This window comes from Aestuariivirga sp. (assembly GCF_046093005.1).
GTDB lineage: Bacteria > Pseudomonadota > Alphaproteobacteria > Rhizobiales > Aestuariivirgaceae > Aestuariivirga.
Window position 1 is genome coordinate 56,273 of the sequence record NZ_JBJTER010000157.1, and the last position, 19,559, is coordinate 75,831.

The 19,559-nt window shown below is 59.6% G+C and carries 21 protein-coding genes; 10 read left to right on the forward strand and 11 right to left on the reverse strand.

All coding sequences use genetic code 11. The annotated features are described in order from the left end of the window. The first annotated feature begins 40 nt into the window (after nucleotides 1–40). Nucleotides 41–1,618 (forward strand): bifunctional phosphoribosylaminoimidazolecarboxamide formyltransferase/IMP cyclohydrolase, encoded by a 1,578-nt coding sequence (purH, locus tag ACKOED_RS13395; protein ID WP_408917098.1) that lies wholly within the window; start codon nucleotides 41–43, stop codon nucleotides 1,616–1,618. Between the two features lie 7 nt (nucleotides 1,619–1,625). Here purH and ACKOED_RS13400 read toward each other — a convergent pair whose 3' ends face one another. From ACKOED_RS13400 to hemE, 8 genes are all read right to left on the reverse strand, one after another. Continuing rightward, nucleotides 1,626–2,489 (reverse strand): ParB/RepB/Spo0J family partition protein, encoded by an 864-nt coding sequence (locus ACKOED_RS13400; protein ID WP_408917099.1) that lies wholly within the window; start codon nucleotides 2,487–2,489, stop codon nucleotides 1,626–1,628. A 48-nt stretch (nucleotides 2,490–2,537) separates the two neighbouring features. Next, nucleotides 2,538–3,362, reverse strand: a complete 825-nt coding sequence (locus ACKOED_RS13405) for a ParA family protein (protein ID WP_408917100.1) — start codon at nucleotides 3,360–3,362, stop codon at nucleotides 2,538–2,540. Next, nucleotides 3,355–3,981 (reverse strand): 16S rRNA (guanine(527)-N(7))-methyltransferase RsmG, encoded by a 627-nt coding sequence (rsmG, locus tag ACKOED_RS13410; RefSeq protein ID WP_408917101.1) that lies wholly within the window; start codon nucleotides 3,979–3,981, stop codon nucleotides 3,355–3,357. Before rsmG ends, ACKOED_RS13405 begins: the two co-directional genes overlap by 8 nt. Next, a complete protein-coding gene (gene mnmG, locus ACKOED_RS13415; RefSeq protein ID WP_408917102.1) occupies nucleotides 3,978–5,843 on the reverse strand; it encodes a tRNA uridine-5-carboxymethylaminomethyl(34) synthesis enzyme MnmG in 1,866 nt (621 codons plus the stop codon). The genes rsmG and mnmG overlap by 4 nt, the downstream gene beginning before the upstream one ends. Nucleotides 5,844–5,885: 42 nt before the next feature. Continuing rightward, nucleotides 5,886–7,229, reverse strand: a complete 1,344-nt coding sequence (mnmE, locus tag ACKOED_RS13420) for a tRNA uridine-5-carboxymethylaminomethyl(34) synthesis GTPase MnmE (RefSeq protein WP_408917103.1) — start codon at nucleotides 7,227–7,229, stop codon at nucleotides 5,886–5,888. Nucleotides 7,230–7,272: 43 nt separating this feature from the next. Further along, the gene (rho, locus tag ACKOED_RS13425) at nucleotides 7,273–8,538 is read right to left on the reverse strand and encodes a transcription termination factor Rho (protein ID WP_408917119.1); all 1,266 of its coding nucleotides are present in this window, start codon (nucleotides 8,536–8,538) and stop codon (nucleotides 7,273–7,275) included. Between the two features lie 139 nt (nucleotides 8,539–8,677). After that, nucleotides 8,678–9,115 carry a protoporphyrinogen oxidase HemJ gene (gene hemJ, locus ACKOED_RS13430; RefSeq protein WP_408917104.1) on the reverse strand — a complete coding sequence of 146 codons (438 nt, stop codon included), beginning with the start codon at nucleotides 9,113–9,115 and terminating at the stop codon, nucleotides 8,678–8,680. After that, on the reverse strand, nucleotides 9,105–10,262 hold the full coding sequence (hemE, locus tag ACKOED_RS13435; protein ID WP_408917105.1) for a uroporphyrinogen decarboxylase: 1,158 nt from the start codon (nucleotides 10,260–10,262) through the stop codon (nucleotides 9,105–9,107). The genes hemJ and hemE overlap by 11 nt, the downstream gene beginning before the upstream one ends. Before the next feature lie 214 nt (nucleotides 10,263–10,476). Here hemE and ACKOED_RS13440 point away from each other — a divergent pair, with 214 nt between their 5' ends. The 5 genes from ACKOED_RS13440 to dnaQ are packed head-to-tail and all read left to right on the forward strand — an operon-like array spanning nucleotide 10,477 to nucleotide 14,038. Beyond that, nucleotides 10,477–11,319 (forward strand): pyruvate, water dikinase regulatory protein, encoded by an 843-nt coding sequence (locus ACKOED_RS13440; RefSeq protein WP_408917120.1) that lies wholly within the window; start codon nucleotides 10,477–10,479, stop codon nucleotides 11,317–11,319. Then, a complete protein-coding gene (locus tag ACKOED_RS13445) occupies nucleotides 11,316–11,900 on the forward strand; it encodes a Maf family nucleotide pyrophosphatase (RefSeq protein WP_408917106.1) in 585 nt (194 codons plus the stop codon). The genes ACKOED_RS13440 and ACKOED_RS13445 overlap by 4 nt, the downstream gene beginning before the upstream one ends. After that, entirely contained in the window at nucleotides 11,897–12,736 is an 840-nt protein-coding gene (locus tag ACKOED_RS13450) for a shikimate dehydrogenase (RefSeq protein WP_408917107.1), read from the forward strand. Before ACKOED_RS13445 ends, ACKOED_RS13450 begins: the two co-directional genes overlap by 4 nt. Further along, nucleotides 12,733–13,332 (forward strand): dephospho-CoA kinase, encoded by a 600-nt coding sequence (coaE, locus tag ACKOED_RS13455; protein ID WP_408917109.1) that lies wholly within the window; start codon nucleotides 12,733–12,735, stop codon nucleotides 13,330–13,332. Before ACKOED_RS13450 ends, coaE begins: the two co-directional genes overlap by 4 nt. A 7-nt stretch (nucleotides 13,333–13,339) precedes the next feature. Next, nucleotides 13,340–14,038: a DNA polymerase III subunit epsilon gene (gene dnaQ, locus ACKOED_RS13460; protein WP_408917121.1), complete on the forward strand. Its 699-nt coding sequence runs from the start codon at nucleotides 13,340–13,342 to the stop codon at nucleotides 14,036–14,038. Here the strand turns inward: dnaQ and secB are convergent. Then, complete coding sequence (gene secB / locus ACKOED_RS13465) at nucleotides 14,035–14,562, reverse strand: protein-export chaperone SecB (RefSeq protein ID WP_408917110.1); 528 nt, start codon at nucleotides 14,560–14,562, stop codon at nucleotides 14,035–14,037. The two genes, dnaQ and secB, sit on opposite strands and share 4 nt — an antisense overlap. 233 nt (nucleotides 14,563–14,795) lie before the next feature. Between secB and ACKOED_RS13470 the strand changes: the two genes are divergently transcribed. From ACKOED_RS13470 to ACKOED_RS13485, 4 genes are read left to right on the forward strand one after another with little or no spacing between them, the layout of a single operon-like run. Then, a complete protein-coding gene (locus ACKOED_RS13470; RefSeq protein WP_408917111.1) occupies nucleotides 14,796–15,509 on the forward strand; it encodes a Tim44/TimA family putative adaptor protein in 714 nt (237 codons plus the stop codon). Between the two features lie 15 nt (nucleotides 15,510–15,524). After that, a complete protein-coding gene (locus ACKOED_RS13475; RefSeq protein WP_408917112.1) occupies nucleotides 15,525–16,622 on the forward strand; it encodes a murein transglycosylase A in 1,098 nt (365 codons plus the stop codon). After that, entirely contained in the window at nucleotides 16,619–17,185 is a 567-nt protein-coding gene (locus tag ACKOED_RS13480; protein WP_408917113.1) for a Smr/MutS family protein, read from the forward strand. Before ACKOED_RS13475 ends, ACKOED_RS13480 begins: the two co-directional genes overlap by 4 nt. Continuing rightward, on the forward strand, nucleotides 17,182–17,553 hold the full coding sequence (locus ACKOED_RS13485) for a helix-turn-helix domain-containing protein (protein ID WP_408917114.1): 372 nt from the start codon (nucleotides 17,182–17,184) through the stop codon (nucleotides 17,551–17,553). Before ACKOED_RS13480 ends, ACKOED_RS13485 begins: the two co-directional genes overlap by 4 nt. Here the strand turns inward: ACKOED_RS13485 and hslU are convergent. Both hslU and hslV read right to left on the reverse strand, forming a co-directional pair. After that, complete coding sequence (gene hslU, locus ACKOED_RS13490) at nucleotides 17,543–18,844, reverse strand: ATP-dependent protease ATPase subunit HslU (protein WP_408917115.1); 1,302 nt, start codon at nucleotides 18,842–18,844, stop codon at nucleotides 17,543–17,545. The genes ACKOED_RS13485 and hslU overlap by 11 nt on opposite strands. Nucleotides 18,845–18,861: 17 nt before the next feature. Next, nucleotides 18,862–19,410, reverse strand: a complete 549-nt coding sequence (gene hslV / locus ACKOED_RS13495; protein WP_408917116.1) for an ATP-dependent protease subunit HslV — start codon at nucleotides 19,408–19,410, stop codon at nucleotides 18,862–18,864. Nucleotides 19,411–19,559 lie beyond the last annotated feature (149 nt).

Genomic DNA, 19,559 nt, shown 5'->3' on the forward strand with positions numbered 1-19,559 from the left:
ACATGTTATGCCGGCAAACGGCAGTTCAGCGGAGGGCGAGATGACTGAAACCGTGCGGCGGGCGCTGTTATCGGTATCTGACAAGACCGGTCTTGTCGCCTTTGCGTCACGTCTGGCGGCGCTGCGGATTGAGCTGATCTCGACCGGCGGCACGGCGAAGGCACTTGCGGCAGCAGGCCTTGCGGTGACTGATGTATCAGCGGTGACGGGCTTCCCGGAAATCATGGATGGCCGGGTGAAGACCCTGCATCCAAAGATTCACGGCGGCTTGCTTGGCGTCACATCAGATCCCGCCCACGCCACGGCGATGCAGGCCCACGGCATCGAACCCATCGGCTTGCTGGCCGTCAATCTCTATCCATTCGAGGAGGCGATGGGGCGCGGCGCCGCCTGGGACGAGGCCATCGAGAACATCGATGTCGGCGGTCCGGCGATGATCCGCGCAGCCGCCAAGAACCATGCGCTGGTGACGGTCATCGTGGATCCCGCGGATTATGACGATGTGGCAACCGAACTGGAGAAGAATGCACAGACCTCGATCACGACCCGCCGCAGGCTTGCCGGCAAGGCGTTCGCGCGCACCGCCAGCTATGACGCGGCCATCAGCCAGTGGATGGGCGAAGCCACCGGAGAAAGGTTCGGCCAATACTTCGCCATTGGCGGTAACAGGCGGCAGGCACTGCGATATGGTGAGAACCCGCATCAGCAGGCAGCCTTCTACGGCACCGCCGGCAAGGCTTTCGGCATCGCCGCGGCGCGCCAGCTGCAAGGCAAGGAACTGTCCTACAACAATATCAACGATACGGATGCGGCACTGGAATGCCTCGCGGAAGTGGGCGCTGGCGAGACAGCGGCCTGCGTCATCGTCAAGCATGCCAACCCATGCGGCGCTGCTGTGGGCGGGAGTCTCATAGAGGCCTATGAAAAGGCGCTGGCCTGCGATCCGGTAAGCGCCTTCGGCGGCATCATCGCGTTCAATCGCCGGCTGGATGCGGACACAGCCGCCAGGGTTGTCGAAATTTTCACGGAAGTCATCGTCGCGCCAGCCGCGGACCATGATGCGCTCGAAATCATATCTAGGAAGAAAAACCTGCGCTTGCTGGTGCTGGACGGGCAGCCATTGTCGGGTCCTGGCCTGATGGTCAAATCAGTGGGCGGGGGCTTCCTGCTTCAGGCGCGGGACATGGCGTCAGCCGCCGCCATGAACGTGAGGACCGTCACCAGGCGCCAGCCTACGGAAGCTGAAATGGCAGACCTGCTGTTCGCATTCCGGGTCGCAAAGCATGTCAAGTCCAACGCCATCGTCTACGCAAAGAATGGAGCAACCGTCGGCATCGGCGCGGGCCAGATGTCACGGGTGGACGCGGTCCGTATCGCGGCCCGCAAGAATGCCGATGTTTCGCGGGCGGCCGGACTCTTGGTTCCGAGCATCCACGGCTCAGTCGCGGCGTCGGATGCGTTCTTTCCGTTTGCCGATGGCGTGATCGAGGCGGCGGAGGCTGGCGCCACGGCCATCATTCAGCCTGGCGGGTCGCTCCAGGACAATGAGGTCATCCGCGCCGCCGATGAAGCGGGGCTCGCGATGGTGTTCACCGGCATCCGTCACTTCCGGCACTGACGATCGCTCAGTCCTGCAGCCGCCGGCAGACGTCGTCCAGCTGTTCGAGGGTCTTGTAGGAAATCGTCATGGCGCCGCTGCCATCCTGCCGGTGCGCGATCTCGACCTTGAGGCCGATCTTGTCCGAGATCAGCTTCTCGAGAGCACGGGTATCCGCGTCCTTTTCCGGTTTGGCTTTGGCTTTGCTCTGGCTGGAGACCCCGCGCGCCAGGCTCTCGGCCTCACGCACGGAAAGGCCAAACTTGATGATCTGTTCGGCCAGTTCGGCAGGCGTTTCGATCCCCACCAGCGTCCGGGCATGGCCGGCGGAGAGCTTGCCATCTTCGATCTGCTGGCGCACCGCCTCCGGAAGGTTCAGAAGCCGCAGGGTATTCGCGACATGGCTGCGGCTCTTGCCGATGGCGTCAGCAAGCTGCTGTTGCGTATAGCTGAATCGGTCGAGCAGTTGGGAGTAGGCGCGCGCCTCCTCGAGCGGATTGAGATCGGACCGCTGGATATTCTCGATCAGCGCGATCTCCAGCGCTTCGCTGTCCGACAATTCCCGGATGATGACAGGAACCTCATGGACCCCCGCCCGCTGGGCGGCGCGCCAGCGGCGCTCGCCGGCAACGATCTCATGCTCGCCTGAAGGCAGCGGACGCACCGTGATCGGCTGCAGAAGGCCCTTTTCACGGATGGACTTCGCCAGATCTTCGAGGTCGTCCTCCGGGAAGTGCTTACGCGGATTGTTGGGATTGGCTTTGATGAGGTCGATCGGCAGCTGGCGCAGCGCGCGCACATCCTGCACTGACGCCTCCTCGCTGGTGTCGTCACCGATCAAGGCCGCCAGCCCCCGGCCCAGTCTTCGCTTCGGCGCACCTGGCGTTTCCATCTCTTGTCCTGTCTTCTGATGCAGTCCGTTTGTCCGGCCATCAAGGCCCTAGGCCGCCCGCAATTCCCGTTCCCGGCGGATGATCTCCGAGGCGAGCCTGATATAGGCTTGCGAACCAACGCAGGCATTGTCGTAGAGCAACACCGGCTTTCCATAGGACGGAGCCTCCGACACCCGGACATTGCGGGGAATGACGGTCTGGTAGACCTTGTCGCCAAGCACGCTCCGGACATCCTCCGCGACCTGCTCGGACAGTTTGTTGCGACGGTCGAACATGGTCAGCACCACACCCTGAATCGAAAGCTTCGGATTGAGGCTGGTCTTCACCCGTTCAACCGTCTTGATCAGCTGGCTCAGACCTTCGAGCGCAAAGAACTCACATTGCAAGGGCACCAGTACGGCATCGGCAGCACAGAGGGCGTTGATGGTAAGCAGGTTGAGAGATGGGGGACAGTCAAGCAGAATGTAGGAGTAGGGCTGTTTGGCGTTGTCTTGCTTGACAAGCGCTGCAATGGCATCCGCCATCCGGTAGGTCTTGCGCGCCAGGTCCGCGAGTTCGAGTTCAGCGCCCAGCAGATCCATGGTCGATGGGGCGCAGTCAAGCCGCGGAATTCCGGACTCGACGATCACATTGCCGAGCGTCTCCTCACCAATCAGCACATGATAGGTCGATTTCTGACCTGGCCGGCGTTGGATACCCAGGCCAGTGCTCGCATTGCCCTGGGGATCGAGATCGATGATCAGAACCTTCTCACCCACTGCCGCCAATGCCGTGCCGAGATTGATCGCCGTCGTGGTCTTGCCCACGCCGCCTTTCTGGTTGGCGACCACAAGTACGCGGGGACCGTTCGGATGAGACAGGTTTTCAGACACGGGTGGCCTTCCGAACTTCAAGTACAACGCCGCGGGGATCGCATTGGCTTTGATGCTTCATACTCTCTATTTTCCAATATTTTGTGGCTTCGGTCAATTCACGATCAATATCTTGTCCCTTGTGAAACAGACCAACAGCACCCTCAGAGAGGAAAGGCTCCGCATAGCCGAGCAGAATGGACAGCGGTGCAAGCGCCCGGGCCATCACGCATTCAACAACCGGCACATCACCTGCCCTGGCCAATGTCTCAAGCCTCATGACATGAACATGTGCCCGGGTGCCCGTGCGGCGCACCGCCTCGCGCAAGAAAGCTGCTTTTTTCCCATTGCTTTCATAGAGATGCACTTCAAGACCAGTGGCCATAGCGAGCACCAGCCCAGGAATGCCGGCCCCGGTACCCAGATCGGCGATCTGCCGGGTCCCGGGCGGCAGCAACGGAATCAGCTGTAAAGCATCGCAGATATGGCGCTCCCAAACCATGGGCGCCGTCGCTGGACCGATCAGGTTGATTCGCCGCTGCCAGGTCAGAAGCAGATCAACATAGCTCTCGATCACCTTCCGGGTTTCACGTGAAACACCGAAGCGGTCCAGCAAACCTTCGCCCGTTCCGGCACTCATGCAGCACTCTGCCGGTCCCGCCGCTTGACATGTCCTAGGACAATGGCGAGGGCAGCTGGTGTCATGCCATCAATGCGCGACGCCTGTGCGAGGGTGGCAGGCCTGACCATCATGAGCTTTTGCCGAAGCTCCGCTGACAGACCGGTCATGGTCTGGTAGTCCAGGCCAGCCGGCAAACGAAGTTGCTCCTCCCGCCGCAAAGTCGCGATTTCAGCGTTTTGGCGATCGACGTAGCCGGCATAGAGGGCCTCAGCCTCAAGCGCTTCCACCACATCAGCTTTCAGAGACAAGAGCTCTGGCCATAGCTCCACGATGCGCGCCCAGCCAATCTCAGGCATCGCCATCAGGTCCAGCACGTTCCGTCTGAGGCCGTCCTGATTGACTTTCAGGCCTTTGCGCGCGGCCTCGGCCGATGTCATCGACAACCCTTGCGCCAGCGCCAGCCCGGCTTCCACGGCTTGCCTGCGTTCCTCGAAGCGGGCCTGCCGCTCACGGCCGACGAGGCCGGCAGCTATCCCGAGCGGGGTGAGGCGAAGGTCGGCATTATCAGCCCGGAGCGACAGCCGGTATTCCGCGCGTGAGGTGAACATGCGGTAGGGCTCTGTCACGCCTCTTGTGACAAGGTCGTCGATCATGACCCCAATGTAGGCCTGGCTGCGGTCGATGATCAAAGGCGTCTGGCTGCCTGCCTTGCGGGCCGCGTTGATGCCAGCCACCAACCCCTGCGCGGCGGCTTCTTCATAGCCGGTGGTGCCATTGATTTGTCCGGCTAAAAACAGATTCGGCAGGCGCTTGACTTCCAGCGAGGCCGTCAATTCTCTTGGATCGATGTAATCATACTCGATTGCATAGCCCCATCGCTTTATGACCACGTTCTCCAGGCCAGGAATGGTCCGCATGAAACGCTCCTGCACATCCTCCGGCAAGGATGTGGAGATCCCGTTCGGATAGACCGTATCGTCGTCCAGGCCTTCCGGCTCCAGAAAGACCTGATGGCTCTCCTTGTCGGCAAAACGCTGGACCTTGTCTTCAATGGATGGACAGTAGCGCGGACCTCTGCCCTCGATCTGTCCCGAATAGATGGGTGAACGATGGATGTTCTCACGGATGATCTGGTGTCCCTGCCGGCTGGTTGCAGTGATGAAGCAAGACAGCTGGGGGGTCTCGATTGCGCGGGTCAGGAAGGAAAACGGCACTGGCTGTTCGTCGCCTTTCTGCTCCTCCAGGCGGTTCCAGGCGATGCTGCGCCCATCGAGTCGCGCTGGGGTTCCCGTCTTCAGACGTTCCGGCCGCAGCCCGAGTTCCTGAAATTGATGCGAAAGCCCCAGGCTTGGCGCCTCGCCATGACGTCCCGCCGGTATCCGGCGTTCGCCAATATGGATGAGTCCGTTCAGGAACGTCCCGGTGGTGAGCACAACCGTTGCCGCATTGAAGGTCCGGCCATCCTCACACAACACGCCGACAGCGGCGCCTGAATCGATCAGGATGTTTCTTGCCGCACCCGAAATGACTTCAAGATCTTCCTGGACAGCGATCGCTTCCTGCATTGCCTGACGGTAGAGCTTGCGGTCAGCCTGGGCCCGCGGGCCACGTACTGCAGGCCCCCGTGATCGGTTGAGCAGTCGGAACTGGATACCAGCCCTGTCCGCAACGCGCCCCATCAATCCATCAAGGGCATCGATCTCACGAACAAGATGGCCTTTGCCCAATCCCCCGATGGCCGGATTGCACGACATTTCACCAATCGTATCAGCACGATGAGTCAGCAGCGCGGTCTTCGCGCCCAGACGCGCCGCAGCTGCAGCTGCCTCCGTGCCGGCGTGGCCACCACCAATCACAATGACATCAAATTGCATGTCCATCGCACCAAGTCCTACGCATTAGCTGTTTCACGTGAAACATAGTCACTTTCCGATACAGAAGCGGCTGAAGATTACACCCAGCCATTCTTCAACACCGATACGGCCCGTCAGCCGGCCGATCTCATCACAGGCCTGGCGAATAGCTTCCGCCTTCAGTTCCAGGGCTCCTGACGGAAGCATCTGAGCTCCGTTAAGGAAGCGAATCGATGTTTCAACGGCATTCCGCTGCCTTGCCGTAACCACCAGCGATGACTCAGCCTGGCCGAAACGCTTCTGAATCAATCCGCTTAGCGCTTCCAAGAGTTCGGTCATTCCAATGTTACCAACTGCCGATGTTCGAACCACAGCAGTTTGCCATTTACCTCCTGCGGCACCTGACCCATACAATGTCAGATCGGCCTTGTTGCAGACAACCACGTCAGGTTCGATGCCCTCTTCGACAATCTGGCTATCCGTAACATCCGGAGCTACCACCCATAACACCACATCAGCTGCCGCGATGTGCTTGCGCGACCGACGAATTCCCTCCTCTTCGACCGGATCACCTGCAGACGGTCTGAGACCCGCGGTGTCGGTGAGAATGACCGGAAAGCCCGCAACATCCATCGATATCTCGATCGCATCCCGCGTTGTCCCCGGAATGCTTGATACAATGGCCGCGTCGCGTCTCGCCAAGGCATTGAGAATGCTTGATTTCCCCGTGTTTGGTCGACCCGCCAGCACCACCCGGACCCCATCGCGGACGATCTCTGCCGACGCTGACTGGGCGAGGTGTTTTTTCATCTCTTCCAAAAGGTCCGATATTCCTTGATCGATCGTTGCCGCCGCTTCCTCGGCGACGCCGGGTTCCTCCACGAAATCTACAGCCGCTTCGAGGTCTGACCTGATCATGAGCAGTTGATGGCGCCAATCGTCGAAAACGGTGCTGGCATGGCCAGCCATTTGCCGGTACGCCTGTTTCCGCTGGGCCGCCGTCCTTGCCTCCAACAGATCCCCAAGACCTTCTACCTGGACAAGATCCATCCGCCCATTCAAGAAAGCCCGGCGGGTGAACTCCCCTGGTTCCGCCGGGCGGATGCCAGGAGATCGGGAAAGCGCAGAAATCACCGCAACAACAATGGCATGGCTGCCATGCAGGTGAAGCTCGGCGATATCCTCGCCTGTCGCCGAATGCGGCCCTGGAAACCACAACACCAGAGCCTGATCGAGGAAATCGCCAGTTTCCGGATCGGTGATGGTGCGCAATGAGGCCAACCGCGGCGCTGGCAGAGTCTGGGTCAGCCTCTCGAGAACAGCGCCAGCTCTGCTTCCCGATATCCTGAGCACGGTAATCGCTGCGCGCCCAGTACCCGAGGAAACCGCGAAAATCGTGTCAGCCGCCGTCATTTCGTAATCGAATCGAACCGACAGGATGCCGCGAGCTGGCCCGCTAAGCGTTCATCGAATCGAAGAAATCGCCGTTGGTCTTGGTCTGGCGCAACTTATCCAGCAGAAACTCGATCGCGTCGACAGTGCCCATCGGGTTCAGGATGCGCCGCAACACATAGGTCTTCTTGAGCACATCCGACTTGACCAGCAGTTCTTCCTTACGGGTGCCGGAGCGCAGGATATCGATCGCCGGGAAGACCCTCTTGTCGGCCACCTTGCGGTCCAGAATGATTTCGGAATTGCCGGTGCCCTTGAACTCTTCGAATATAACCTCGTCCATGCGGCTGCCAGTGTCGATCAGAGCTGTCGCGATGATCGTCAACGACCCCCCTTCCTCAATGTTGCGGGCAGCACCAAAGAAACGCTTTGGCCGTTGCAAGGCATTGGCATCGACACCACCCGTCAGCACTTTGCCTGACGACGGTACCACGGTGTTATAAGCCCTGCCGAGCCGGGTGATGGAATCGAGCAGGATGACCACATCACGGCCATGCTCGACCAGCCGCTTGGCCTTCTCGATCACCATCTCGGCAACCTGCACATGCCGCGAGGCCGGCTCATCGAAGGTCGAACTGATGACTTCGCCCTTCACCGACCTCTGCATATCCGTCACCTCTTCCGGCCGCTCATCGATAAGCAGCACGATCAGGTAGCACTCGGGATGGTTTGCGGTGATCGAATGGGCGATATTCTGCAGAAGCACCGTCTTGCCGGTCCGCGGCGGAGCCACGATCAGGCCGCGCTGTCCCTTGCCCAGTGGCGACACGATATCGATAACCCGGGACGAATAGTCTTTCCTGGTCGGATCGCCAGTTTCCATTTCCAGCCGCTCATCCGGATAAAGCGGCGTCAGATTATCGAAGTGAACCTTGTGGCGCGTCTTCTCAGGGTCCTCAAAATTAATCAGATTGACCTTCACCAGGGCAAAATACCGCTCCCCATCCTTGGGGCTGCGAATCTGGCCCTCCACCGTATCGCCAGTGCGAAGGGTGAACTTTCGGATCTGGCTGGGGCCGATGTAGATGTCGTCGGGCCCGGCCAGGTAATTTGCATCAGGGGACCGCAGGAAGCCGAAGCCGTCCTGCAACACCTCCACCACACCTTCGCCGATGATCTCCACGTCGCGGTTGGCAAGGTTCTTGAGGATAGCGAACAGCAGCTCCTGCTTCCGCAATGCGCTGGCGTTCTCGACTTCCAGTTCCTCGGCCAACGACACCAATTCGGCTGGCGTCTTTACTTTGAGGTCCTGAAGCTTGATTTCTTTCAGCTCAGAGATAGCGGTCATTTTCCATTCATGAGAAGGGTTTCCGGCATTGGTGCGGAAACTGTCTGGCGGGAACGGGCCCTGATACTGCCCGGCGTCTGTATATATATAGCTGCTCGGCCAACAACAGCCAAGAGCAAGTTCAAAATGGCTTCACGACCACCAGAATGACGATTCCGATCAACAGGACCGTCGGAACCTCGTTGACCACCCGGAAATAGCGGCCCGACCTCGTCTCACGACCCTCACGAAACCGCACTGCATGAATTTCCAGCATGCCATGAAAAAACGACATCGCCAGCACAAGCATCAACTTCCACGCGAGCCAGGACGGCATTGGCGAATCCCAGCCGCCCAACGGGATCAAGATGACACCCGTTGCCAGGGCCACAACTGCCGCTGGCCGCATGATCGCTTTGAGAAGCCGCCGCTCCATAACTTTGAAAACACTATCGATTTCCTGCTTATCCGGGTTCTCTGCGTGGTAAACGTAAAGGCGCGGCAAGTAGAACAGTCCCGCCATCCATGAGATAACCGCCAGGACGTGAAGGACCTTGATCCAGAGATAGCTATCGGTCATCAAGCCGCCTCACCGCATCAACCACGGCGCCCACCACGACAGGATCAGTTCCAAGCCGGATACCGTGACCGAGATTGAAGATGTGACGCTGTCGAGCGACGCTCGCGCACACGCGGCTCGCCTCACGGGCTGCGATCTCCGCCCCAGCCAGCAGAGCTACTGGATCAAGGTTACCTTGAACGACCACGTCCGCGGGCATTTCTGACAGGTCCAGCTCCGTTTCAATCCCCACGGCATCAGCCCCCGGCAGCGCCGCCGCCTGTTTCTGACGCGTTCCGATCCCCCGGGCGAACACGATGATCCCCGTCGTTGGGTAACGCTTTGAAATAGCCGACACGATCTGCCCAACTGGCCGAAGCACGAAGGTGTCAACCTCACTACCCACTAGATCGCCCGCCCACGAATCGAAAATTTGAACCGCCCCAGCACCGGCCTCAATCTGAGCGCCCAGATAGTCTATCGACTCCTGCACCAACCGGTCTATCAGCGCACAAAACCACGGTTCCCTGCGATAGGCCGCCACCCGCGCCATTAACCTGTCTGAACCCCCGCCTGCCACCATGTAACTGGCGACAGTCCACGGTGCGCCACAAAAACCAATCAATGCCTTATCGGCTGCAAGCTGCGCACGGGTCAGGGTTACGGTTCGGCACACCTGTCTCACCTCCTGGCTTCCCGCCAGGGGCTTAAGCGCGGCCAGATCCTCCATACTCCGGACCGTACCCAGTACCGGTCCTTCGCCTTCCTCGAAGCGCAGTGGGAGGCCCATAGCATGAGGAACCACAAGAATATCAGCAAACAAGATAGCGGCATCCAGATCATAGCGCCGCAAAGGCTGCAGGGTCACCTCCGACGCCAGTTCCGGGTGATAACAGAGATCCAAGAACGACCCCGCTTTCTCCCGCACCGCGCGGTATTCTGGCAGATAGCGTCCTGCCTGGCGCATGAACCAGATCGGCCGCCGGTTCGCCTGACGGCCAGCCAGCACATCGAGAAATGCACTTCCCGTATCCGGAATATCCTTCCTCATAACAATCCTTATGATTCTTCTTGAGTCTTTTGTTTGTAGTGCGGGAACCGGGATACAACCCAATCCAATGATCGCCCACAGGTCAAGCACATCCTGTAACGGAACATGCAAAATCATCCATTAACCAAAAATTAGGACGTGTGAACAGATCGTTAATGGGTTAGAGGCATTGAGTTTTAAGAGAGTTATCAGCTATCAAACCGGGGTCTCTTCCACAAGGTCGCAATAATCTATCCGTGACAATCCGGCTGTGGATGATCACCGGAGGGAATCGAGCAGGATGCACTTCAACATCTTGGAATTCCAAGATAGCCACAATTCATCAACAGTGATGCCTCAATCCAGTCCACAGAGATTCTTCCACCTTCACCTGGTGTCAGACGCCACGGGCGAGACCCTCACCACGGTCGCCAAGGCAGCCGCGGCACAATACGCTGACTTCCGGCCGATCGCTCATATCTATGCGCTCGTGCGAACGGCCTCGCAACTCAACCGTGCCCTGGATGAGATCGAGGACAAACCTGGGATCGTTCTCTTCACGCTGGTCAATTCGGAGATGCGCAGTCTGATCGAGCGCCGGTGTGAGGCGATTGGCGTTCCCTGCCTCTCGATCCTCGATCCGATCATCGCGGCGCTGTCGCAATATCTCAATGCCTCTTCACGGCCGCAGGTGGCCGGACAACATGCGCTTAATTCAGACTATTTCCGCCGCATCGAAGCCCTGAATTTCACGATGGCGCATGATGACGGACAGGGCTTGGAAGATCTGGAGAAATCGGATGTGGTCATTCTGGGCGTCAGCCGCACCTCGAAAACTCCCACATCCATCTATCTCGCCCAGCGCGGTGTGAAAACAGCAAATGTGCCAATTGTGCCCAAAGTCCCCGTGCCGCAACAACTGACTGGTCTTCAAGGACCACTGATCGTCGGTCTGTTTGCAAGCGCCGAGCGGATCGCACAGATCAGGCGCCATCGGCTCCTATCCTTGAAGGAAAGCCGCGCCACGGACTATGTCGACCCACGATTGATCACCGATGAGCTTGTCTTCATGAAGACTCTTTGCTCTCACCATGACTGGCCGCTAATCGATGTCACGCGGCGTTCCGTGGAAGAGACCGCGGCCGCGATTCTTAACATGCTGGCCGAGAGCAAGCGGATCGATCCGTCAACATGATCATTCTGGCATCAACGAGTGTGGCGCGGCAGACACTCCTCAGGAATGCGGGGGTTTCGTTCACAGCAGAAAGCCCCAATGTCGATGAGCGGGCTTTGGCAAGCTGCCATCCGGAGTGGCGGCCCAGGGAGATAGCGTTGCAGCTTGCCAGGGCGAAAGCCGAAGACGTCTCCCGGCGGTTTCCTGAAATACTGGTGATCGGCGCGGATCAGGTTCTGGCCTGTGGGGACAGCGTGTTTTCCAAGCCGCGGGATCAAGTGCAATGCCGCCAGCAACTCATGGCTCTGCGCGGAAACCCGCATATGCTGATATCCGCGGTGGTTAGCGCGTACGCGGGACATTCGCTGTGGTCGCATGTAGATGATGCCCAGCTTACGATGCGGCATTTCAGCGAAGAATTCCTGGACAACTACGTCGCCGCAATTGGCGCCGGCTGCACTTCCACCGTCGGGGGCTACAAGATCGAAGGCCTCGGGCTCCAGTTGTTCGAAAAGGTGGAAGGAGATCATTTCACCATCCTGGGCCTGCCGCTGCTTGCGTTGCTTCAGCATCTGCGCGAGAAGGGGGAACTTCCATCATGATCAAGGCCTGCGTGATAGGCTGGCCGATCAGTCATTCCCGGTCTCCGCTGATCCATGGTTATTGGCTGAAGAAGCACGGGATTGATGGAAGCTATACACGCCAGCCCGTGGAACCGGCAGCACTGAACGCTTTCATTTCCGATTTGGAAGATGCCGGATATTCGGGTTGCAACGTGACGCTTCCGCATAAGGAGAAGGTGTTTCAGCTGATTGTCCCGGCTGACGAAACCACGGCACGTCTGGGCGCCGTTAATACTGTCTTCCGCAGAGCCGGAAAGACCTATGGCACGAACACCGATGGCGAAGGTTTTGTTGGAAGCCTGCATCAGTCATTGCCGGGTATTGATTTGAACAATGCGCGGGTTGTCGTGCTGGGTGCAGGCGGTGCGGCGCTTGCGGTCGTCAGTGCTCTTCTTGATCAGGGCGTAGCGGAGGTTGCTATTGCCAATCGGACCGAGGAGAAGGCTCGGGAGTTGCGAACCCGGTTTGGCCAGCGCATTAAGCCCGTCGCCTGGAACGCTGCAGCCGACCATCTAGCGGAGTCTCGCCTCTTGGTGAACACAACATCGCTCGGCATGAAAGGCCAAGCCCCGCTCGATCTGGATCTGTCGCGGCTAGACATCGATGCCGTGGTCGCGGATATTGTTTACACGCCGTTGCAGACCCCACTTCTTGCGCAGGCGGTGGAGCGAGGCAATCCGATCGTTGAAGGCCTTGGCATGCTGCTTCATCAGGCAGTTCGGGGCTTCTCACTGTGGTTCGGCGTGACGCCGGAGGTGACTGGCGAGCTCTATGATCTTATCGCGCGCGATATTGATCCGGACTATCGCCGATGATTGTCATCGGCCTTACAGGATCGATTGCCATGGGAAAAAGCGAAACCGCAAAGATATTCGCTTCGCGGGGTATTCCAGTCTTTGACAGCGATGCCGCAGTGCATGCGCTTTACGCCAAGGGTGGTCGCGCTGTGGAGTCGATCCGGCGTCTGGCGCCATCGGCAATTGAAGACGGAGGTGTCAGCCGTGAAAGGCTGGCTACGCTGATCCGGGCTGAACCGGGCCTGCTCAAGAAGATCGAGGCTGCCGTGCATCCTTTCGTCAGGTCGGAACAGCAGCATTTTCTTGAAAAGGCCAGGCAATCTGGCGCAAGCATGGCCGTTCTTGATGTTCCGCTGCTGTTCGAAACCAGACGGGACGGCGACGTCGATGTGGTGGTGGTGGTTTCCGCGGCGCCGGACGTTCAAAGGCAGCGGGCTTTGGCAAGGCCGGGAATGACGGCCGACAAGCTCGAATTCATCCTGGGCCGGCAGGTTGCCGATGAAGAAAAGCGCGCGCGCGCCCATTATGTGATTGATACGTCGGTTAGTCTTGAAGAAACGGCAGCGGCGGTCGACCGGGTGATTGCCGAGCTGAAGAAAAGAACCCAGGAATAGCCGCATGATCCGGGAAATCATACTCGACACCGAAACAACTGGCCTTGATCCCGCTGCAGGAGACCGCATTGTCGAGATTGGCGCGCTCGAGTTGGCCAATCACTTGCCGACCGGACGCACCTTTCATGTCTATATCAATCCTGAACGGGAGATGCGGAAGGAAGCCGAGGCAGTTCATGGACTGTCGACGGCGTTTCTCAAGGACAAGCCGGTGTTTTCGGCGATTGTCGATGAGTTTCTCGCATTTATCGGTGATGCCACGCTGGTCATCCACAATGCCAGTTTCGATATCGGATTTCTGAACGCCGAGCTTGGCTTCCTGAGCCGGCCCGCCATCGCGCCGGAGCGGGTGATTGATACCCTGCACATTGCCCGGCAAAAACATCCCGGCGCGGCAAACAGCCTGGATGCTCTTTGCCGCCGCTACGGCGTCGACAACAGCAAGCGCACCAAGCATGGCGCGCTGCTCGATTCAGAACTCCTCGCCGAGGTCTATCTGGAGTTGATCGGCGGCCGTCAAACGGCGCTCATCCTGGAAGCCACTGTAACCCGGCAAGCTACGGGCATGGTGACAAGGCAGGCCGCTCTCCAGAGGCCAAGACCGTTGAAGCCCCGTCTCACCGAGAATGAAAGAACCGCGCATCAAGCCTTTGTCGCTGGTCTTGGAGATCAAGCGCTATGGCGGCTGAAGGCTAACGACAGTTAAGCCTGGCCCACAGTTTGCTGCTGCATACGGCGCTGATACATTGACGCGAAATCGATGGGATCGAGCATCAGCGGCGGGAAACCGCCGTTTCGGGTGGCTTCCGCGAGAATCTGGCGCGCAAACGGGAACAGCATGCGCGGGCATTCGATTAACACAGCGGGGTGCAGCATCTGTTGCGGGAAGTTTTCGAGCCGGAAGGTGCCCCCATAGACCAGTTCAGCCATGAAGGTCACCTTCTCCTGCGCCATGGCCTTGGCGGCGATCTGCAGTTCAACGTCGAAATCATTGCCGCCGACGTTACGGGCATTGACATTGACCGAGATGGCTACGTCAGGCTGCGGCTGCTGCTGGCCAAGCGAATGCGGCGCGTGCGGATTCTCGAAGCTCAGATCCTTAAGGTATTGGCCGAGAATGCGCATGGAGGGCGCTCCCTGCGGTGCCCCGGCCGGCTCGGGTGAAGCGGGCTTGCCAGATCCGTTCCCGAGGCCTTCCGGGGCAGTGTCGGATGGGGACGATTTGGACATGGTGAGCCTTTCATGATTTTGGGTCTTCGCTAACATGAGCAATTGAGAGCCGCAAGGCTGCTGGCGGAAACTGGCAAATTGGCGTCTGTGGCGAAGTTCGCCGCAGCCTTGCAGCGATTTTCAGTGGTTTTGGGCCTTGGACATGGCAGATACGATCTATATATGTTCACTGAAGCTTTTGTGGCACGACGGCTGCTGCGATAGCTTGCAAACATGGCAATCTGGTTGATGGAATGAATTTCGATCCCCTGAATATCCTTCTTCTGGCCGTTGCCCTTGTGGTGTTCTGGCGGCTCCGGTCGGTTTTGGGCACAAGAACCGGAACCGAAAAACCGCCGTTTGACCCGTTTGGCGCGAAGCGGACGGAATCTCCGGTAAGGCAAGATGGCCGGGATAATGTGGTGCGGCTTCCCCAGGGCGCACCGGCCTCCGGCGCCGACAGTGACCAGGAGCCTGCTCCTCCGGTTTGGCAGGGCTATGCCGAAGCGGGCTCGCCGCTGGCGCTCGGGCTGGAGCAGGTGGCGGAGAATGATCCGTCCTTCTCGCCCCGTTCCTTCCTTGAAGGCGCAAAAGTTGCCTATGAGATGATCATTGACGGTTTTGCGAAAGGCGATAAGGCAAGCCTCAAGAACCTGCTCTCGAAGGAGGTTCTTGATGGGTTTGCCCAAGCTATCGATGCACGCGAAGCACAAGGTCAGAGGGTCGAGTCCCGGTTCGTTGGCATAGATAAAGCCACCCTCCACGCTGCCACGCTGATGGGATCAAAAGCCGCGGTTACCGTGGAATTCGTCAGTGAGCTCATCTCGGCAACCTACGATAGAAGCGACAAGGTTATTGACGGCGACCCGAAGCAGATTCGGGAAGTCACCGATGTCTGGACCTTTGAGCGCGACATAACGTCGCGAAATCCAAACTGGAAACTGGTGTCGACACAAGCGCCGGACTGACCGGCAAGAGCAGCCATGGATGCCGAACTGCGCGGTGCCGCCTTCACCGGTCTGGATGGCTGGGCAGCGCAGGATCATATGGCGGCCTTGGCCGTGTTCCAAAGATCGTGCCGCGCGATTCTTGATCAGACTGCTTCTGACCTGCGAACGGCGCGGTTTGGCGGCAGTCTCTCTGCCTGGCAGGAGGTGGCCCGCGCCGGTCTCCGTGCCCAGAATGCGCGGAAGTTTTTCGAGACCCTGTTCGCGGTCTTTAGCGTGCATGACCGGGAGTGCCCGGGAGGATTGTTCACGGGGTACTTTGAGCCGGAAGCCGAAGGCAGTTTGTCGCCCAGCGCGGAGTTTGCCGTCCCCATCTACCGCCGGCCCGCTGATCTCGTCGCCTTCCCGGCTGAAGTGCGCGAGCGCTCGGGCCTGGCTTATGGGCGGTGGGTCGCGGGAAAAGCGATTCCCTATTTCACGCGTCAAGACATTGAACAAGGGGCGCTGGCCGGCCAGGGACTGGAGATCGCGTGGCTCAGGGACTGGGCGGACGCATTTTTCATTCATATTCAGGGATCAGGCCGCCTCAGGTTGAGAGACGGCAGCTGCCTCCGCCTCAGCTTTGCGGCGAAATCGGGATTGCCTTATACTGCGATCGGCGGTGTTCTCGTGGCACGCGGCGCTCTGCGGCGGGAGGAACTTTCAATGCAGACGATAAAGCGATGGATGACGGCACATCCATCGCAAGCCCGTAAGCTGATGTGGGAGAACCAGTCGTTTATCTTCTTTCGCGAAGCCCAACTTGCTGACCCTGACCTCGGCGCCCTGGGCGCGCAGCAGGTGCAGCTTACTCCGCGGCGCAGCCTTGCCATCGACCGGTCCTGTTGGATGCTTGGCACGCCGGTATGGCTGGACAGTATGGTTCCGGCGGGCGATGAGGGCTCCATGCAGAGGTTCCGGCAACTTCTTGTGGCACAGGATACGGGCAGCGCGATCAAGGGTCTGGCCCGGGGAGACGTCTATTGGGGTTTTGGTGACCTGGCTGGGCGCATCGCCGGCCCGATGAAAAGCCAGGGCGCGATGCATGTGCTGCTGCCGCATGCCGTTGCCGCTGAGCTCGGTCTTCCGGCATGAGCCGCAAGCCGCCTGATTTCAGCCTCTGGCTTGAGACCGCAAAGACCGTGGCGCCCTTGCGCACCCGGAGTGGCCGCCAGGCGCCCAGCTCTTTCTCGCCAGCGATAAAGAAGAAAACAGTCGTGACCGCGGTGTCAACGCCGCCTGTTCAACTTCACGTCCCCAAGCAGCCGCCCCAAGTCACCGGGCTAGATCGCCGCACCACCCAGCGGCTCACCCGAGGGCAGGTTGAAATCAATGGCCGCCTGGACCTGCACGGGGCTGGCATCGAAATGGCGAGGGTAAGGCTGCTTGGCTTCCTGCGCGGCGCCCAGCAAGAGGGATTGCGAACCGTCTTGGTGATCACCGGAAAGGGCGACTCGCCGTTCTCGCGCCATACTCTGCATGGGGCCGGTCACTTTCACGCGCCGGAACGCGGCGGACGGCTGCGCCGCCTGGTGACGGAGTGGTTTCACGAGCCCGAGTTCAGGCATTTCGTCGCCGGTTTCCAGCACGCGCATCCGAAACATGGGGGCGGTGGTGCTTACTATGTGCGGGTACGGCGCATTCGCGATAAGCTATGACGCCCTTCGGTGAAAGAATGCGGAAGCTGCGCGCCGAACGCGCCGTTACGCTGAAGGAAATGGCTGACGCGATCGGTGTTTCCCCGGCCTATCTCTCCGCGCTCGAACATGGCAAGCGTGGGCGTCCCGGCTGGCATCTGATCCAGCGCATTCTCTCTTTCTTCAACATCATCTGGGATGACGCCGATGAAGTGATGCGGCTGGCGCGCATTTCTCATCCGCGCGTCACGATCGACACGTCTGGCCTAAACTCCAAGGCCACAGAACTGGCCAATCTGTTGGCGGACGATATTGCCAAGCTTGATGCCGCCGCGCTGGACGAGCTCTTGCAGGTGCTGGCGAAAAGACGCCAGAAGCCTAAAGGATGAACTTCGAAAGGTCGGTGTTTTTCGCCAGCTCGCCCACGTGCTTCTCGACGTAAGCGCTGTCGATCACCACCGTCTCGCCAGAGCGGTCCGGGGCCAGATAGCTGACATCGTCGAGCAGGCGCTCCATCACCGTCTGCAGCCGCCGCGCCCCGATGTTTTCCACGCTGGCATTGGTTTCCGCGGCGATCTGCGCAATCGCCGCGATACCGTCTTCCGTGAAATTCAGTCCTACCCCTTCGGTTGCCAGAAGAGCCCTGTACTGCTTGATGAGGCTGGCCTCGGGTTCGGTCAAAATCCGCTGCAGGTCGTCGCGGCCAAGAGCGGCAAGTTCAACACGGATCGGCAGGCGGCCCTGGAGTTCCGGCAGGAGGTCCGAAGGCTTTGCGAGATGGAAGGCGCCGGAGGCGATGAACAGGACGTGATCGGTTTTCACCGGTCCGTGCTTGGTCGAGACGGTGGTGCCCTCGATCAGCGGCAAAAGATCGCGCTGCACGCCCTCGCGGCTGATATCAGCACCCTGGCGCTCTGACCGCGCGCAGATCTTGTCGATCTCATCAAGAAACACGATGCCGTTGTTCTCCACCGCGTCAATCGCCTCCTGAACGATCTGATCCTGGTCGAGCAGCTTGTCCGATTCCTCGGCCATCAGCACATCATGGCTGGCCTTCACCGTCATCCGCCGGGTCCTGGTGCGGCCGCCGAAGGCCTTGCCCAGCATGTCGGAGAGATTGATCACGCTGGCTGAGCCGCCCGGCATGCCGGGAATCTCGAAAGCGCCAGGGCTGGTGTCTGCGACGTTGATCTCGATTTCCCTGTCATCAAGTTCACCCGCCCGAAGTTTGCGGCGGAAAGCCTCGCGCGTCGTTTCGGAGGCATTTGCCCCAACCAGCACTTCGATCACCCGGCGTTCGGCGTTGAGCTGCGCCTGGGCTTCCACATCCTTGCGCCGGGCCGACTTGATCATGGCGATGCCCGCCTCCAGAAGATCGCGCACGATCTGGTCGACATCGCGTCCGACATACCCCACCTCGGTGAATTTCGTCGCCTCGACCTTGATGAACGGGGCATTCGCGAGCCGCGCCAGGCGCCGCGCGATCTCTGTCTTGCCGACGCCGGTGGGGCCGATCATCAGGATGTTCTTCGGCATCACCTCATCGCGCAGCGGGCTTTCAAGCTGTTTCCGCCGCCAGCGGTTGCGCAAGGCGATGGCGACGGCGCGCTTTGCCTCGGTCTGGCCGACGATGTGGCGATCAAGTTCCGAGACGATTTCACGTGGCGAAAAGTCGGTCATGGTGTTGTGAAATCCGGTCAGGCCGTGGCCAGTGTTTCTATCGTCAGGTTGGTGTTGGTGTAGACGCAGATCTCGGCGGCAATGGCCATGGCTTTGCGGGCGATGGCTTCGGCATCGAGGCTCGTGTCGGCCAGCGCGCGGGCGGCGGCGAGTGCGTAGTTTCCACCCGAGCCAATCGCGACGATGCCGTTCTCAGGCTCCAGAACATCGCCTGTTCCGGTCAAGACGAGGGTGGCCGACTTGTCGGCGACGATCATCATGGCTTCAAGCCGCCGCAGAAACCGGTCGGTACGCCAATCCTTCGCCAATTCGACGCAGGCGCGGGTGAGTTGGCCGGGGTGCTTCTCTAGCTTGGTTTCAAGCCGCTCAAACAAAGTCATGGCGTCTGCCGTCGCACCGGCGAAACCGCCGATCACCTGGCCGGCGCCCAGAGGCCGGACCTTGCGGGCATTGGCCTTGATGACGGTCTGGCCCAAGCTTACCTGGCCATCGCCGGCGACGACCACGGTTCCTCCCTTCCTGACGGACAGGATCGTGGTGCCATGCCAAGAAAGTGCGTCTGCCATATGGAATTCCTAGAGCAATTTTCAGTCTGATTGAATCGAAAGGGGATTCCCAAATCACCTGAGGTCTGATTCAAGCTGGCCACTGGGTTGGAGGCCAGTTTGCATGACCAAGCCTTATCCGATGGAGATGCGCGTTCGTGCTGTGCGGT